General features: G+C 67.3%; 15 protein-coding genes. 6 read left to right on the top strand and 9 right to left on the bottom strand.

All coding sequences use genetic code 11. From position 1 onward, the window contains the following. Nucleotides 1–164: 164 nt before the first annotated feature. Both QH168_RS02525 and QH168_RS02520 read right to left on the bottom strand, forming a co-directional pair. Complete coding sequence (locus QH168_RS02525; protein ID WP_280232731.1) at nt 165–1,679, bottom strand: sensor histidine kinase; 1,515 nt, start codon at nt 1,677–1,679, stop codon at nt 165–167. Between the two features lie 17 nt (nt 1,680–1,696). After that, the gene (locus QH168_RS02520) at nt 1,697–1,912 is read right to left on the bottom strand and encodes a biotin/lipoyl-binding carrier protein (protein ID WP_163841485.1); all 216 of its coding nucleotides are present in this window, start codon (nt 1,910–1,912) and stop codon (nt 1,697–1,699) included. 230 nt (nt 1,913–2,142) lie between these two features. Between QH168_RS02520 and QH168_RS27660 the strand changes: the two genes are divergently transcribed. Further along, on the top strand, nt 2,143–2,217 hold the full coding sequence (locus QH168_RS27660; RefSeq protein WP_022597109.1) for a 50S ribosomal protein bL37: 75 nt from the start codon (nt 2,143–2,145) through the stop codon (nt 2,215–2,217). Nucleotides 2,218–2,322: 105 nt separating this feature from the next. On the opposite strand, the gene rsrA is transcribed toward QH168_RS27660, so the two are convergent. Both rsrA and QH168_RS02510 read right to left on the bottom strand, forming a co-directional pair. Next, nucleotides 2,323–2,598: a mycothiol system anti-sigma-R factor gene (gene rsrA / locus QH168_RS02515; protein ID WP_280232741.1), complete on the bottom strand. Its 276-nt coding sequence runs from the start codon at nt 2,596–2,598 to the stop codon at nt 2,323–2,325. 20 nt (nt 2,599–2,618) lie between these two features. Further along, nucleotides 2,619–3,347: a sigma-70 family RNA polymerase sigma factor gene (locus tag QH168_RS02510; protein ID WP_432421018.1), complete on the bottom strand. Its 729-nt coding sequence runs from the start codon at nt 3,345–3,347 to the stop codon at nt 2,619–2,621. Nucleotides 3,348–3,602: 255 nt separating this feature from the next. On the opposite strand from QH168_RS02510, the gene ybaK reads away from it, so the two are divergent. Beyond that, nucleotides 3,603–4,097, top strand: a complete 495-nt coding sequence (gene ybaK / locus QH168_RS02505; RefSeq protein WP_280232729.1) for a Cys-tRNA(Pro) deacylase — start codon at nt 3,603–3,605, stop codon at nt 4,095–4,097. Nucleotides 4,098–4,189: 92 nt separating this feature from the next. After that, the gene (locus QH168_RS02500; protein WP_280232728.1) at nt 4,190–4,501 is read left to right on the top strand and encodes a hypothetical protein; all 312 of its coding nucleotides are present in this window, start codon (nt 4,190–4,192) and stop codon (nt 4,499–4,501) included. A 280-nt stretch (nt 4,502–4,781) separates the two neighbouring features. On the opposite strand, the gene QH168_RS02495 is transcribed toward QH168_RS02500, so the two are convergent. Next, nucleotides 4,782–5,576: an SOS response-associated peptidase gene (locus QH168_RS02495; protein WP_280232727.1), complete on the bottom strand. Its 795-nt coding sequence runs from the start codon at nt 5,574–5,576 to the stop codon at nt 4,782–4,784. Nucleotides 5,577–5,887: 311 nt separating this feature from the next. On the opposite strand from QH168_RS02495, the gene QH168_RS02490 reads away from it, so the two are divergent. From QH168_RS02490 to rsgA, 3 genes are all read left to right on the top strand, one after another. Further along, a complete protein-coding gene (locus QH168_RS02490; RefSeq protein ID WP_280232726.1) occupies nt 5,888–7,390 on the top strand; it encodes an aldehyde dehydrogenase family protein in 1,503 nt (500 codons plus the stop codon). Between the two features lie 62 nt (nt 7,391–7,452). Beyond that, on the top strand, nt 7,453–8,739 hold the full coding sequence (gene aroA, locus QH168_RS02485; RefSeq protein ID WP_280232725.1) for a 3-phosphoshikimate 1-carboxyvinyltransferase: 1,287 nt from the start codon (nt 7,453–7,455) through the stop codon (nt 8,737–8,739). Beyond that, a complete protein-coding gene (rsgA, locus tag QH168_RS02480; RefSeq protein WP_432421017.1) occupies nt 8,694–9,737 on the top strand; it encodes a ribosome small subunit-dependent GTPase A in 1,044 nt (347 codons plus the stop codon). The genes aroA and rsgA overlap by 46 nt, the downstream gene beginning before the upstream one ends. Nucleotides 9,738–9,799: 62 nt before the next feature. On the opposite strand, the gene QH168_RS02475 is transcribed toward rsgA, so the two are convergent. The 4 genes from QH168_RS02475 to secA all read right to left on the bottom strand — a co-directional run bounded on the left by QH168_RS02475 (nt 9,800) and on the right by secA (nt 14,552). Continuing rightward, nucleotides 9,800–10,036, bottom strand: a complete 237-nt coding sequence (locus QH168_RS02475; RefSeq protein WP_280232724.1) for a hypothetical protein — start codon at nt 10,034–10,036, stop codon at nt 9,800–9,802. 128 nt (nt 10,037–10,164) lie between these two features. Further along, nucleotides 10,165–10,932 (bottom strand): DUF3558 family protein, encoded by a 768-nt coding sequence (locus tag QH168_RS02470; protein ID WP_280232723.1) that lies wholly within the window; start codon nt 10,930–10,932, stop codon nt 10,165–10,167. A 184-nt stretch (nt 10,933–11,116) separates the two neighbouring features. Next, complete coding sequence (locus QH168_RS02465; protein ID WP_280232722.1) at nt 11,117–11,494, bottom strand: YybH family protein; 378 nt, start codon at nt 11,492–11,494, stop codon at nt 11,117–11,119. A gap of 220 nt (nt 11,495–11,714) precedes the next feature. Next, complete coding sequence (gene secA / locus QH168_RS02460) at nt 11,715–14,552, bottom strand: preprotein translocase subunit SecA (protein ID WP_280232721.1); 2,838 nt, start codon at nt 14,550–14,552, stop codon at nt 11,715–11,717. Nucleotides 14,553–14,654 lie beyond the last annotated feature (102 nt).

The raw sequence follows: 14,654 nt of genomic DNA, 5'->3' as shown, positions 1-14,654 counted from the left end.
CGCCCCCCCCGGGGTACGCCCGAGACCGGTCCCGCGGCGCCCCTCCGGCGCCCCCACGGCCCCCGCACCCCCGAGACGGGCCGCGAACTCTATGCTCGGTCTCGCTTCGCTCGAAAAGTGGGCCGCACCGACAGCCGCTATCGGGTAACGGCCTGCTCGGAACGTCAGCGCCCGGAGCGGCGGCCCAGGGGGACCCGTAGCACCGCGTCGGTGCCGATATCGGCGCCCGGATGTAGGCCGATGGAACCGCCGAGTTCGGCTGTCACCAGCGTGCGCACGATCTGGAGGCCGAGCCGGTCGGAGGATTCCAGGCTGAAACCGGCGGGCAGACCACGCCCGTCATCGCTGATGATCACATCCAGCCAGCGCGCCGAACGCTCCGAACGAATCGTCACCGTGCCGTTCTCGCCCGCGTCGAAAGCGTGCTCGATGGCGTTCTGCACCAGCTCGGTCAGCACCATCACCAGCGGGGTCGCCCGCTCGGCGGAGAACACACCGAGCGAACCTGCGCGGCGCACCTTGATCCGGGCGGTGTGCACGGTGGCGACGTCGGCCATGATCGGCAGCAACCGGTCCACCACCTCGTCGAGGTCGACCTCCTCGTCCACCGACATCGACAGCATCTCGTGCACCGAGGCGATGGAGGTGACGCGGCGGACCGATTCGGTGAGCGCGACCTGCGCCTCCTCGTTCTCGGTGCGCCTGGCCTGCAAACGCAGCAGCGCGGCCACGGTTTGCAGATTGTTCTTCACCCGGTGATGGATCTCCCGGATCGTCGCGTCCTTGCTCAACAGCGCGCGGTCACGGCGTTTGACCTCGGTGACATCCCGGACCAGCACCGCCGCACCGGCCAACTCACCGTGCGGGCGCAGCACCAGCGTGCGCAGCAGCACCGTCGCGCCCCTTGCCTCCACCTCCATCCGGCGACCGGTCCGCCCGGCCAGCGCGGCCTGGATATCGCCGACCACTTCCTGCGCGTCGAACGGGTCGGTGATCAGCGAGCGGGTGGTGACTGCCAGATCCTGCCCCGCCAGATCGGCCTGCAACCCCATCCGGTGATAGGCCGAGAGCGCGTTGGGGCTGGCATAGGTGACGATGCCCTCGGTATCGAGGCGGATGAAACCATCGCCCGCGCGCGGACTCGAATGGGTGGCGGCGCGATCCTCGGTGGTCGGGAAGGTGCCGTCGGCGATCATCTGGCACAGATCGTCGGCGCAGGCGACGTAGGCGATCTCCAGGGTGCTGCGCACCTTGGACCGCTGGAGATCGGTATCCCGGCTGAGGACGGCGATCACATCGTCACCGCAGCGCACCGGGATGGCCTCGCGGATGGCGTCCACCGGATGCGGGTGGTAGACGCCCTTGGCATCGGACTCGCCGTCGGTGCGCACGATCCGGCCGGTGGTCAGGGCATCGAACACCTGCGGATGCTCGGCGCGCAGGGCCTGGATACCGACCAGATCCTCGTAGTGCACCGTCGGCGCGGTGGTCGGCCTGCACTGGGCCACGCAGACGATATCGGCCCCATCGTTCACCGGTCCGGCGCCGACCCACAGCAGCAGATCGGCGAAGGACAGATCGGCGAGCAACTGCCAGTCGCCCACCACTCGTTGCAGATGATCCACGGCGACGCCGGGTAGGTCGGTGTGCTCGGCCAGCAGTTCGCTCAGTGTCGCCATGGTCGGTCAGTCGCCACTCAGGAGATAACGGCGATCAGATCGCCCTGCTGGAGTACCTGGCCGGGGGTGACCGCGATCGAGGTGACCTCGCCGCCGACCTCGGTGATCACCGGGATCTCCATCTTCATCGACTCGAGCAGTACCAGCGTCTGGTCGTGCGTGACCTGATCGCCGACCGCGACCTCCACCGTCAGCACGGTCGAGACCATCTCCGCACGTACTTCCTCAGCCATGGCACCTCGTTCGACTCTGTTGTATGGGTCACCGCCGTCGGCGGCAGGTCCCGCTGACGATATAGCCAACCACACCCGGCCACGATCCTCGCCGAGGAATGCCCCCAGCGTTGCCGGGCCGGTGTGCGGTAGATTGTCACGGGCCCCGCGCAGGCGGGGAGACGTTTTTCCCCGCGTGGACGGGGGATGATCCGAGCCTCGCGTACGCGGGGGTGATCCGGGAGGTATCGATGGGTAAGCGCGGTCGTAAGAAGCGCAGCCGCAAGGGCAACGCCGCAAATCACGGCAAGCGGCCCAACGCCTGAGGCAACAGCCGAGCGTTGATCGGTCGTCGACCGATAAGACGAGCGGCACGTCACTTCCCCAGGGGAAGGACGTGCCGCTCGTTCGTTTTCCGGGGCCGGAACCGCTCAGGACTCCGCCGACTCGATGCGGGTCGACTCCTGCCGGATCGCCACCGTCCGGCGGAACTCCACCGTCAGCCGCTCCCGCAGCGAATCCGGGGCGCGATCGCCGCCGCATTTACGGCTGAGCAGACCCTTGATCTTCTCCTCGATGCCGTAGGCCTCGATGCACGGCGCGCAATGATCCATATGGTGTTGCAGCCGCGCACGGGTCGAATCATCGCATTCACCGTCGAGCATCAGCCACACATCGGCGAGTACCGCCGTGCAGTCGAGCTCCATATCGGGATCGTGCTCGGCGCTCACTGCTTGACCTCCTGGCGCACCGTGCCCGCGGCAGAGGCGGACGCTGTATCGGACGTGCCACCGGTGCGGTTGAATCCACGTTCGCGCGCCACATCGGCGAGCAAACCCTTCAATTGCTTACGGCCGCGATGCAGCCGGGACATCACCGTACCGATGGGGGTGCCCATGATGTCGGCGATCTCCTTGTACGGGAAACCTTCGACATCGGCGTAGTACACCGCCATCCGGAATTCCTCCGGCAGCTCTTGCAGTGCGGCCTTGATGTCGTCGTCGGGCAGGGCGTCGAGCGCCTCCACCTCGGCCGAACGCAGACCGGTCGAGGTGTGCTCGGCGGTCGCGGCCAGCTGCCAGTCGGTGATCTCGTCGGTCGGGTACTGCGCGGGCTGACGCTGCTTCTTGCGGTAGGAGTTGATGTAGGTGTTGGTCAGGATCCGGTAGAGCCAGGCACGCAGGTTCGTGCCCTCCTTGAAGGATTTGAAGCCCTGGTAGGCCTTGACATAGGTCTCCTGCACCAGGTCCTCGGCATCGGCCGGATTCCGGGTCATCCGCAGTGCGGCGCCGTAGAGCTGGTCGAGCAGCGGGAGCGCGTCGCGCTCGAACCGCCTGGTCAGCGCGTCCGAATCCTCCGCACCGCCGACACCTTCGGCGGGGCCGTCGGCCGCGGTATCTTCCTCGCCTGTCACACGTGTCCCTTCGATCGGCGTCCTCGCCAAATCTACCGGCATCAGCGTAACGACTCGGAACCGCTCGTCCGACGCCTCGGTCGGGACCGGGCGTTCTTCGACCAGAACGGGCAACGGGCTCCTCCTTCACGACATGCACCGGACACACGCGCGGCGGCCGGTGACTCCGCCGAACCGTGGCTTCGCACCTCGTCGGCGGTCACACGGCATCGCTTATTCGCATGCAACATGAGAACCGGCCCGCGTGTTCCCGGCCCGCGGCACCGCTTTCGGGCCCGTCGATCTAAGGTGACCGCCATGGCACGAGCATCGACACCGGCGATCCGCGCCCTGGTCACGGCGGGGGTCGAGCATCGGGTCCACGCCTACACCCATGACCCGCGCGCCGATTCCTACGGCACCGAGGCGGTCGACGCGCTCGCCGCCGAACTCGGCCTCGATCCCGGGCAGATCTTCAAGACGCTGGTACTGGAGTTGTCCACCGGTTCGCTGGCCGTCGCGGTGCTGCCGGTGCCACAGACCCTGTCGTTGAAGGCCGCGGCCGCGGCGCTCGGCGCACCGAAGGCGGCCATGGCCGATCGGGCCAAGGCCGAACGCAGCACCGGCTATGTGCTGGGTGGAATCTCACCCCTCGGCCAGCGCAAGGCACTGCCGACGGTGGTGGACGCGTCGGCGTCGAACTGGGACCGAATCCTGTGCAGCGCGGGGCGTCGCGGTCTCGAAATCGATCTGGCGCCTGCCGATCTGATCCGATCGACCGATGCCGTCACCGCGCGGGTGACCGCCGGATGAAGACACGTGATTCGCCACGCCGGTAAACCTCGCCTCGCCCCCGTCGGTATGCGTTACTTGAACGGCCGAGTTCCGACCGATCCGAGGATGTGATGCGAATGTCCCCGCGCCAACGTCTGCGCACCACGATCGTCGCCCTGTCCGGGGCGCTGGTCCTGGCCGTTGGCCCCGCGGTGCTGGCCACCCCGGCCGCGGTCGCCGCGCCACAGGGTGGTCAGGCACAGCCCGCCTACCCGTTCGACGGAGAAGAAGGCGGCAGCACCCGTGAGCCGAAGAAGGACGAGCGGGCCGAACGGGCCGAGGAGTTCGGCGGCGGACTCGCCAGTGAGGTGATCGATCTGGCCGCGAACATCCTCAAATGCGGTCTGAACGTCGTGACGCCGACGGTGGGCTGCTCGATCTGAGCCGAGCACCCTGAATCGCTCGATGGCGGGTCGGATGCGTCGGCTGCGGCCGAACATCCGGCCCGCGCTGTTTCCTCATCCGCACGGCTGCTCGGCGGGGCTTACGCGGGCTTCCAGTACGACGTCCTGCCGCGGCGTTCGGCTCGCCGACATCGCCCCATGGCCGACGAAATCCATCGCGCCGCGCCTCCCCCGCTCGTATCGAGTACCGCTCGACGGCCACGCCTCCTGCTCGAGGCGTCGTGCGAGCACCTCGCTCACAGTCGTGCGGGCACCGCGCTCACAGGAGACTGATCTGCTCGGGCTCCTCATCGGCCGGTTCCAACAGCTCGGGTCCGTTATTGCGCACACTGTTGACCAGCGAGGACACCGGACGCGCGGTGATACCGGCGACCAACTCCGGTGTCGGGGGCTCCAGGAGTTCGGCGGGGGCGGGATGATCCGGGTCCAGCCAGGCATCCCAGTACTGGCTGGGCATGGGCAGCGGCATCCGGTCGTGGATGCGGGTGAGATCGCCGACGGCGTCGGTGGTCAGGATGGTGCACGACAGCAGCGGCTCTGACTCCTCCTGGGTACGGTCGCGCCACACCGACCACAACCCGGCCATGTACAGCCGCGAACCATCGGCGGCGGACATGAAGTACGGATGTTTGACCACCTTGCTCTTGGCGCCGCTCGGATCCGGTTCGACCAGCCACTCGTACCAGCCGTCCATCGGCACCAGGCAGCGTCGGTATTTCACCGCGTCCCGGAACGACGGGGTCGTCGCGGCCTTGTCGGCGCGCGCGTTGAACAGCGGCTTACCCTTCACCGGCACACCCGGTTCGGCCGCCTTGGTCCAATGCGGGATGAGCCCCCAGCGCATCCGCCGCAGCCGCAGCCGCGGATCGTCGTCGGGATGGCCGTGCTCATGACGTTCGACCACCGTGAGCACCTGCGTCGTCGGGGCGACGTTGTAGTTCGCGGCGCCGCTACCGGAGCCCGCCGAGTTCGCGGCGTCGCCGGTTTCATCGATCGCGTCGAGTTCGACCGCGAGCCGTCCGGGATTGGTCGTCGTCGCATAACGTCCGCACATACCCCGATAGTGCCACCGTGCACCGACATCGGCGGCCGACCGCGCTCCCGCACACCCGTTTTCGCCGCTCGGACCGCCGCGTACCGGGGCGTATACGCCGTTGCCGAGTTCCGATCGTCGAAAACGCGCATACTCACGGGGTGCGGGGCCCGATCGATCACCCGGAACTCGTGACACTCTGAGAGTAATGCCATAACATTCTCTCAACGAGTCGGCAGTTTCGCCCGACCCACTCGGCATGCGCCCGATAAGCCACGCCACCACCAGCGCCCGGACGGACTCCGCCTGGGCGCCCGGCATGAGGAGCCCCTGTGACAACCACCGACGCCGCCCCCGCGGACACGGTGCTCACCTCGGTCGATCCCGCCTCCGGCGCGACCCTGGCCACCTATCCGATCGACGACGCCGACGCGGTGCGCGCCGCCGTCGCCACCGCCCGCAAGGCCGCCGAGACCTGGGCGGCGCTCGATTTCGACGAACGCCGCACCGCACTGCTGCGCTGGTCCAGCCGCCTGGTCGCCGAATCCGACGAGTTCTGCGCGCTGATCCACGCCGAGAACGGCAAACCGCTCGACGACGCCTTCCTCGAGCTGATGCTCGCGCTCGAGCACATCGCCTGGGCCGCCAAACACGCCAAGAAGGTGCTCGCACCCAAGAAGATCTCCCCCGGCCCGTTGATGTCGAACTTCGCCGCGCGCCTCGAACAGCGTCCGCTGGGCGTGATCGGCGTGATCGGACCGTGGAACTACCCGGTCTACACACCCAATGGTTCCATCGCCTACGCGCTCGCCGCGGGCAATACCGTGGTGTTCAAGCCGAGCGAATACTCCACCGGTATCGGCAATTTCCTCGCCGACGCCTTCATCGAGGCCAACCCGGACCTCCCGAAGGGTGTGTTCACCACCGTCAACGGCTACGGCGCGACCGGCGCGGCGCTCGTGCGCGCGGGCGTGGACAAGATCGCGTTCACCGGCTCGCCCGGCACCGGCCGCAAGATCATGGCGGCCGCCGCCGACTCGCTCACCCCGGTGCTGCTGGAATGCGGCGGTAAGGACGCGGTGATCGTGGCCGCCGACGCCGATGTGAAGGCCGCCGCCGACGCGGTCGCCTGGGGTGCGACCTCCAACAGCGGTCAGACCTGCGCTGGCGTCGAGCGCGTGTACGTCGACCGGTCGGTCCGCGATGAGTTCGTCGCCGAACTGCGCCGCATCCTCACCGACGTCAAGCCGGGCTCCGGCGCCGAGGCTGCCTACGGCCCGATGACGATGCCGAGTCAGGTCGATATCGTGCGCCGCCATATCGAAGACGCCATCGCCAAGGGCGGCACTGCGATCGTCGGCGGCCCGGAATCGGTCAAGGCCCCGTTCATCGAGCCGGTGGTGCTGCTCGACACCGATGAGGATTCGTCGGCGGTGAAGGAGGAGACCTTCGGCCCGACCATGACCATCCGCACGGTCGACAGCATCGATGAGGCCGTCGCGCTGGCCAACGACTCCACCTACGGTCTGTCCTCGGCGGTGTACTCCCGTAAGCAGGGACTCGAGATCGCCCGCCGGTTGCGTGTCGGCGCGACCTCGGTGAACTCGGTGCTCGGCTTCGCCGCGATCCCCGGCCTGCCCTTCGGCGGCAGCGGCGATTCCGGTATCGGCCGCATCCACGGCGAGCCCGGCCTGCGTGAATTCGTCCGCCCGCATTCGATCGCGATCCAGCGGTTCAGCATCCCGGGTATGGCGCTGCTGAGCTACTCGCGCACCCAGTCGACCATGAAACTTCTGCGACGCCTGGTGCCTGTGTTGCACGGCAGGCATAAGTGACATAACGGGGCCGATTCCACGCCGCCCGTGTATCCGCGGCACGGATAAGCGAAGATGGACTGGTGAATTTCTGGCCAGCGCCCCATGTCGACGCCCCCGTGCACGCGACCGTGACCCTGCCCGGATCGAAATCGATCACCAATAGAGCACTGATCCTGGCGGCCCTCGCGGACGGCCCGTCCACGATCACCGGCGCGCTGCGCAGCCGGGACACGAATCTGATGATCGACGCGCTGCGGGCACTGGGCGCGCAGATCGACGGCGCCGCCGAGACGCTCACCGTCACGCCCGCCCCGCTGACCGCTGGCACGGTCGACTGCGGGCTTGCGGGCACGGTGATGCGTTTCCTGCCGCCGCTGGCCACCCTCGCCACCGGCGAGGTGGCCTTCGACGGTGACGCGCAGGCCAGGGTTCGCCCGCTGCGCACCATCCTCGACGCACTGCGCGGGCTCGGCGCCGATATCGACGGCGATGCCCTGCCGTTCACGGTGCACGGCACCGGCGCGCTGCGCGGCGGCGCGGTGACCATCGACGCATCGGGTTCCTCGCAGTTCGTCTCCGGCCTGCTGCTGTCGGCGGCCCGTTTCGACGAGGGGATCACCGTCCATCACGATGGCAAGGCGCTGCCGTCCATGCCGCATATCGAGATGACGGTGGAGATGCTGCGCCGTGCCGAAGTGCAGGTCGAGGAGCCCGCCGACAGCCGCAAGGCGCAGACCTGGATCGTCGCACCCGGTCCGATCGCCGCGGTGGACTGGGATGTGGAACCCGATCTGTCCAATGCGACGCCGTTCCTGGCGGCGGCGGCGGTCACCGGCGGCGAGGTCAGCATTCCGCACTGGCCGCGGCTGACCACCCAGCCCGGTGACGTCATCCGCGAGATCCTGGTGCGGATGGGCGCGGAGGCACGGATCTTCGACGGCATCCTGACCGTGCGCGGACCGGACCGGCTCGCCGGTATCGATATCGACCTGCACGACGTCGGCGAACTCACCCCCACCGTCGCCGCGCTCGCCGCACTGGCCGATTCACCGTCCCATCTGCGCGGCATCGCCCATCTGCGCGGCCACGAAACCGATCGGCTGGCCGCACTGTCCACTGAGATCAATCGGCTCGGCGGCAATGTCACCGAGACCGAGGACGGCCTCGAGATCGTCCCGGCCCCGCTCGGCGGCGGACGCTGGCATTCCTACGCCGACCACCGGATGGCCACCGCTGGCGCCATACTCGGACTCGCCGTGCCCGGCATCGAGATCGAGGACATCGGCACCACCGCGAAAACCCTCCCCGATTTCGTCGCCCTCTGGGAGCGGATGCTCGATCCCGCCGATCAGGGAGCGGTGCGCTGAGTCGGCGCGGCCGCTCCACCGCCAGCTACGACGAATCCGATGTGCGGGTGCGTCCCGGCAAGAGTTCACGTCCGCGCACCAAGACCCGCCCGCAGCACAATGACGCGGAAGCCGCCATGGTGGTGTCGGTGGATCGCGGCCGCTGGGGGTGCGTACTCGACGGTGATCCGGATCGGCTGATCGTCGCCATGCGCGCGCGGGAGCTGGGCCGCACCCCGATCGTGGTCGGCGATCAGGTCGACGTGGTGGGCGATCTGTCCGGTAGACCCGACACCCTCGCCCGCATCGTGCGCGTCGCCGAACGCCGGACGGTATTGCGCCGCACCGCCGATGACACCGATCCGTTCGAACGCGTTGTCGTCGGCAATGCCGAACGCCTGTTCATCGTCGTCGCCCTGGCCGATCCGCCGCCGCGCACCGGTTTCGTCGAACGCGCCATGGTCGCCGCGTATGCCGGTGGCCTACAACCGATCCTGTGCCTGACCAAACACGATCTGGCCGCCGACTCCGAATTCGCCGCCCTCTTCGACGATCTCGAACTCACCATCGTCTACGGCGGCGTAGACGACCCCATCGAACCGGTCCTCGACCTGCTCACCGGCCATCTCACCGCCTTCATCGGCCATTCCGGCGTCGGCAAATCCACCCTTGTCAACCGCCTGGTCCCCGACGCCGACCGCGCCGTCGGCGAGGTGTCCGGCGTCGGCAAGGGCAAACACACCTCCACCCAATCGGTGGCCCTTCCACTGCCCACCGGCGGCTGGGTCATCGACACCCCCGGCGTCCGCTCCTTCGGCCTCGCCCACATCACCCCCGACGACGTCATCGCCGCCTTCACCGACCTGGCCGACGCCATCGAGGGCTGCCCACGCGGATGCACCCATCTCGGCCCTCCCGCCGACCCGGAATGCGCGCTGGACGCATTGCCGGGCAAGGAGCGCCGCGTCGCGGCAATCCGCCAGCTGCTGACGGCATTGAATTCGAACGATCCGTGGTGATCAGCGGGACTCGGTCGCGTACTCGCCTCTCGTCGAGCCGATTCGGCAACCTGAAACAGCTATTACGGGTAGCAGACGGGCATCCAGAGCGTGCCGCACCACATGCGGTTCAGCGCCTGGGCCGAACCGCTGGTCAGGAAGTCGGCCGAGCCGCTGTTCACCGCAGTGCCTGCCCGCTGAGGAGTCGACTGGGTCTCAGTGAGCCGCAGGCCGGTGTCGGCATGTGCGGGGGCGATGGACATCAGCATCGCGCCACCCAGAAGTGCGCCCGCGACGATGTGCCGATTGATACGAGTCATCTCAAACCTGTTCTTCTTCAGTGACTTTCGGGCTCACAGAATGTGATTCCAGAGATTTCATCGCCGTCATTCAATGGCCCGTTACATAGCGGTGCACAGTTACTGGCGCCGCTTCATAACCTGACCTTTTACGGCAGGTGACGGACCACCCCGTCAGCGACGAGCTGAGCGTGGCCGCATGCCGCACCGATGGTGGCTTTGTTGTGCAAACGCACCGAGAACATCACGCTGCCGTCCGGGACCGCCACGCTGATCGCGCACGTCTTGTTGTCCACGTCTTGGATCGAGACGTATTTGAGAGCATCGCGGCCGCCGACGAACATCCCAGCGAAATAGGTGAACTCGGGATCTTGGCGAATAGTGTCCAGTGACCGGTCGGTGGATTCCATCGTCAGGTCGAAGGCGCCACTGCTGGACTGCCATTGGCAGGTCAGCCAGTCCGGGCGCCATGCACCGGGGATGCGCTGCTCGGTCGAGCCGTTCAGCCCTGCCGCAGATGCATCGGATGCGGAAAGCCCGCAGGGGTCCCATAGCCCGGCCCCGCCCTCCGCCGGAGCCGGGTCGGCTGCCGGAGCAGGCGCCGTCGCGCCCTCGGTCGGCGCATTCCCGGCGTCGGGCACCCCATTTCCGGGATCGGTTGCGGGGCCGCCGGCTTCCGGTGTCTCGGCATCCTGCCCCGCGTTCTCGCCCGGAGCGGCTGGCTGCCCCGCCGTCGTACTGGTTGCGGCCACGGTCGTGCTCGCCGCAGCGCCGCCCTCCACCGGCCGCGCCGCACCGGAACTGTCGCCGCACCCGGCGAGTACCAACGCCGAACAGGCCAGTAGCGCCCCTGTGACGATGTGGCGTTTGACTCGAGCCATCGCAAACCTGCTCTTCCTCAGCGACTTTCGGTCCACGAGTGTGAATCCGGAAGCTTGATCGACAGCAGTCAACGGCCCGTTACATAGCGGCCCGCTGTGAGCGCGACATCGCAGTCGAACCTGTGCGCGGCATCAACTGGTCGCTCGTATTCACAAGACAACCGGACCGGTCACAACGATGACCTATTCCCAAACATGGCGCGTATCAGCGGTTTCGATATCACTGCCCGTCGGTCTGCCCAGGCGCGAACGGCCATTCCTCGAACCAGGTGCAACGGCCCACGGAATCGAAACGCAGCACCCACAGGTCACGCCAGCGGGCGGGGGTGTCGCGAAAATACTCGACTTCGACCCGGACGACCGCGGTGGCGCCGTCGACGGCGACGACCTCGGAGTTCATGGTGAAGGATTCATCGGGACCGGCACGGCCCCGGTCCCAGAACTCGGCGAGAGCGGCCGCGCCTCGGATCGGGTCGGCCCACGGGGATACGAGATAGCCGATATCGGGAGCGAAGAGGCCGTCGAGCAGTTCCGTGCCCGGCGAACGCCAGGCTCGTTCGTATTCCTCGACCCATGCCTCGACAGCGTCGCGGTCCACATCGCGGATTCTATCGACCGCGCCGCCGAAGGCCGCGGATTTCCGGGCTACCGACCCGGGTGCCGGGCGGAACCGATCCCGGACCGACATCGGGTGGACGCAGCCGGAATTCTCCGGTCGGCCGCGATCTCACCGCGCACCGGACGCTACGAACACCCAGAGCGACCCGACATGGTGAAGGCGCCCACGGATCACCGTGGGCGCCTTCACCTGCCTTCACTCAGTGCTTGCGGCGCGATTTCGGTGCGCGCTTGCCCTTGGACTGGGCGCGGGCCGCCTCCCGGCGTTCGCGGCGGGTGGCGTGCGAATCGTCGCCGTCGCCGTATTCCTCCGCGGCGCTGTGGACGGCGGCGTGGCCGCCCTCGTCGGGGCCGGAGTAGCTCAGGCCGCGGGGGCCCGAGGTCTCGATGCCCTTGGCGCGCAGCGCGGCGGGGGCACCGTTGGCGGCCGGGGCCGGGGCCGGGGCAACGGGTGCGGGGGCTGCCGCGCCGACGGGGGAACGCAGGCCGGGATCGACCGCGACACCCTCTGGCTGCGGCTGCTGCACCTCGACCTGGAGGTTGAACAGGTAGCCGACCGACTCTTCCTTCAGGCCCTCGAGCATCGCGGAGAACATGTCGAAACCCTCGCGCTGATATTCGACCAGCGGGTCACGCTGGGCCATCGCGCGCAGGCCGATGCCCTCCTTGAGGTAATCCATCTCGTAGAGGTGCTCACGCCATTTGTGGTCGAGGACTTGCAACAGCACCTGACGTTCGAGGGTGCGCATACTGCCCTCACCCGCCAGGCCGTCGATCTCTTCCTCACGCTTGGCGTAGGCGTCGTGGGCGTCCTCGAGCAGCGCCTCACGCAGTTCCTCGGCATCGAGTTCGCCCGCCTCACCGATGGCGGTCTCGCCGACCAGTTCCTTGTGGTCGATGCCCACCGGGTACAGCATCTTCAGCGCGGTCCACAGCTTGTCCAGATCCCAGTCCTCGACATAGCCCTCTGCGGTGGCGCCGTCGACGTAGGCGGTGACCACATCGGTGATCATCTCCTGGACCTGGCCCTCCATGTCCTCACCGCGCAGGATCCGGTTGCGCTCACCGTAGATGACGGTGCGCTGCTGGTTCATCACCTCGTCGTACTTGAGAACGTTCTTGCGGATCTCGAAGTTCTGCTGCTCGACCTGCGTCTGAGCGCTCTTGATGGCCTTGGACACCATCTTGGCCTCGATCGGCACATCATCGGGCAGGTTGAGCCTGGTCATGATGGCCTCGAGCGCCGCGCCGTTGAAGCGGCGCATGAGTTCGTCACCGAGGGACAGGTAGAACCGCGATTCACCCGGATCGCCCTGACGTCCGGCGCGACCACGCAGCTGATTGTCGATACGCCGCGACTCGTGCCGTTCGGTGCCGAGCACGTACAAACCGCCCGCCTCACGCACCTTGTCGGCGTCTTCGGCGGTCTGCTCCTTGACCTGTTCGAGGGTCGGCAGCCAGGCGGCCTCGTACTCCTCGGGGGTGTTCACCGGATCGAGGCCCTGTTTACGCAACAGGATGTCGGTGACGATATCGGGGTTGCCACCGAGCACGACGTCGGTACCACGACCGGCCATGTTCGTCGCCACGGTGACCGCGCCGGGCCGACCGGCCTCGGCGATGATCTCGGCTTCCTTCTCGTGGAACTTCGCGTTCAGCACCGTATGCGCGACACCGCGCTTGGTGAACTGCTTGGACAGATACTCCGAACGTTCCACGCTGGTGGTACCGATCAGCACCGGCTGGCCCTTTTCGTGCCGCTCGACCACATCGTCGACCACGGCCGCGAACTTGGCCTCCTCGGTCTTGTAGATGAGGTCGGCCTGGTCGGCGCGGATCATCGGCTTGTTGGTCGGGATCGGGATGACGCCGAGGTTGTAGATCTGGTGCAGCTCGGCCGCCTCGGTTTCGGCGGTACCGGTCATACCGGACAGCTTCTCGTAGAGGCGGAAGTAGTTCTGCAACGTGATGGTGGCCAGGGTCTGGTTCTCCGGCTGGATCTCGACCTCTTCCTTGGCCTCGATCGCCTGGTGCATGCCCTCGTTGTAGCGGCGCCCGACCAGGATGCGGCCGGTGAACTCGTCGACGATGATCACTTCGCCGTCGCGGACGATGTAATCCTTGTCGCGGGTGTAGAGCTCCTTGGCCTTGATGGCGTTGTTCAGGTAGCTCACCAGCGGCGAGTTGGCGGCCTCGTAGAGGTTGTCGATGCCGAGCTGGTCCTCGACGAACTCCACGCCCGCCTCGTGCACACCGATGGTGCGCTTCTTGATGTCGACCTCGTAGTGCAGGTCCTTCTTCAGCAGCGGCGCGATCCGGGCGAACTCCGCGTACCACTTGCTGGAGGCGTCGGCCGGACCCGAGATGATCAGCGGGGTGCGGGCCTCGTCGATGAGGATGGAGTCCACCTCGTCGACCACGGCGAAGTTGTGCCCGCGCTGGACCAGATCGTCCAGCGAATGGGTCATGTTGTCGCGCAGATAGTCGAAGCCGAATTCGTTGTTGGTGCCGTAGGTGATGTCGGCGCCGTAGGCGATGCGCCGCTGGGCCGGTGTCATACCGGACAGGATCGAACCGACCTCGAGACCGAGGAACCGGTGCACACGGCCCATCCACTCCGAGTCACGCTTGGCGAGGTAGTCGTTGGTGGTGACGATGTGCACACCGTCGCCGCTGATGGCGTTGAGATACGCGGGCAGCACCGAGGTGAGGGTCTTGCCCTCACCGGTCTTCATCTCGGCGATATTGCCGAGGTGCAGTGCGGCGCCACCCATGATCTGAACCTTGTAGTGCTTCTGGTTCAGCACCCGCCACGAGGCTTCTCGCGCCACCGCGAACGCCTCGAGCAGCAGATCGTCGAGGGATTCGCCGTCGGCGTAGCGCTGTTTGAACTCCTCGGTCTTCTCCCGCAGCTCGTCGTCGGTGAAGTCCTCGAAGTCGGACTCGAGCGCGAGAACCTCGTCGGCGAGATGGGAGAGCCGCTTGACCATGCGACCCTCACCAATCCGTAGCAACCTCGTCAGTGTCAGCGCAGGCACGGGTCTCGTCAGTCCTCTGGTCGGTGTGTCGTCGTGTCACCGGCTCCCCCGGGGCCGGTACGCACGGCCCGCGTGGTGCGGAAGCCGCAGCTCGCTTCATGG

It is taken from the genome of Nocardia cyriacigeorgica, from assembly GCF_029868385.1.
GTDB lineage: Bacteria > Actinomycetota > Actinomycetes > Mycobacteriales > Mycobacteriaceae > Nocardia > Nocardia cyriacigeorgica_F.
This window is presented reverse-complemented; position numbering and strand designations above follow the sequence as displayed.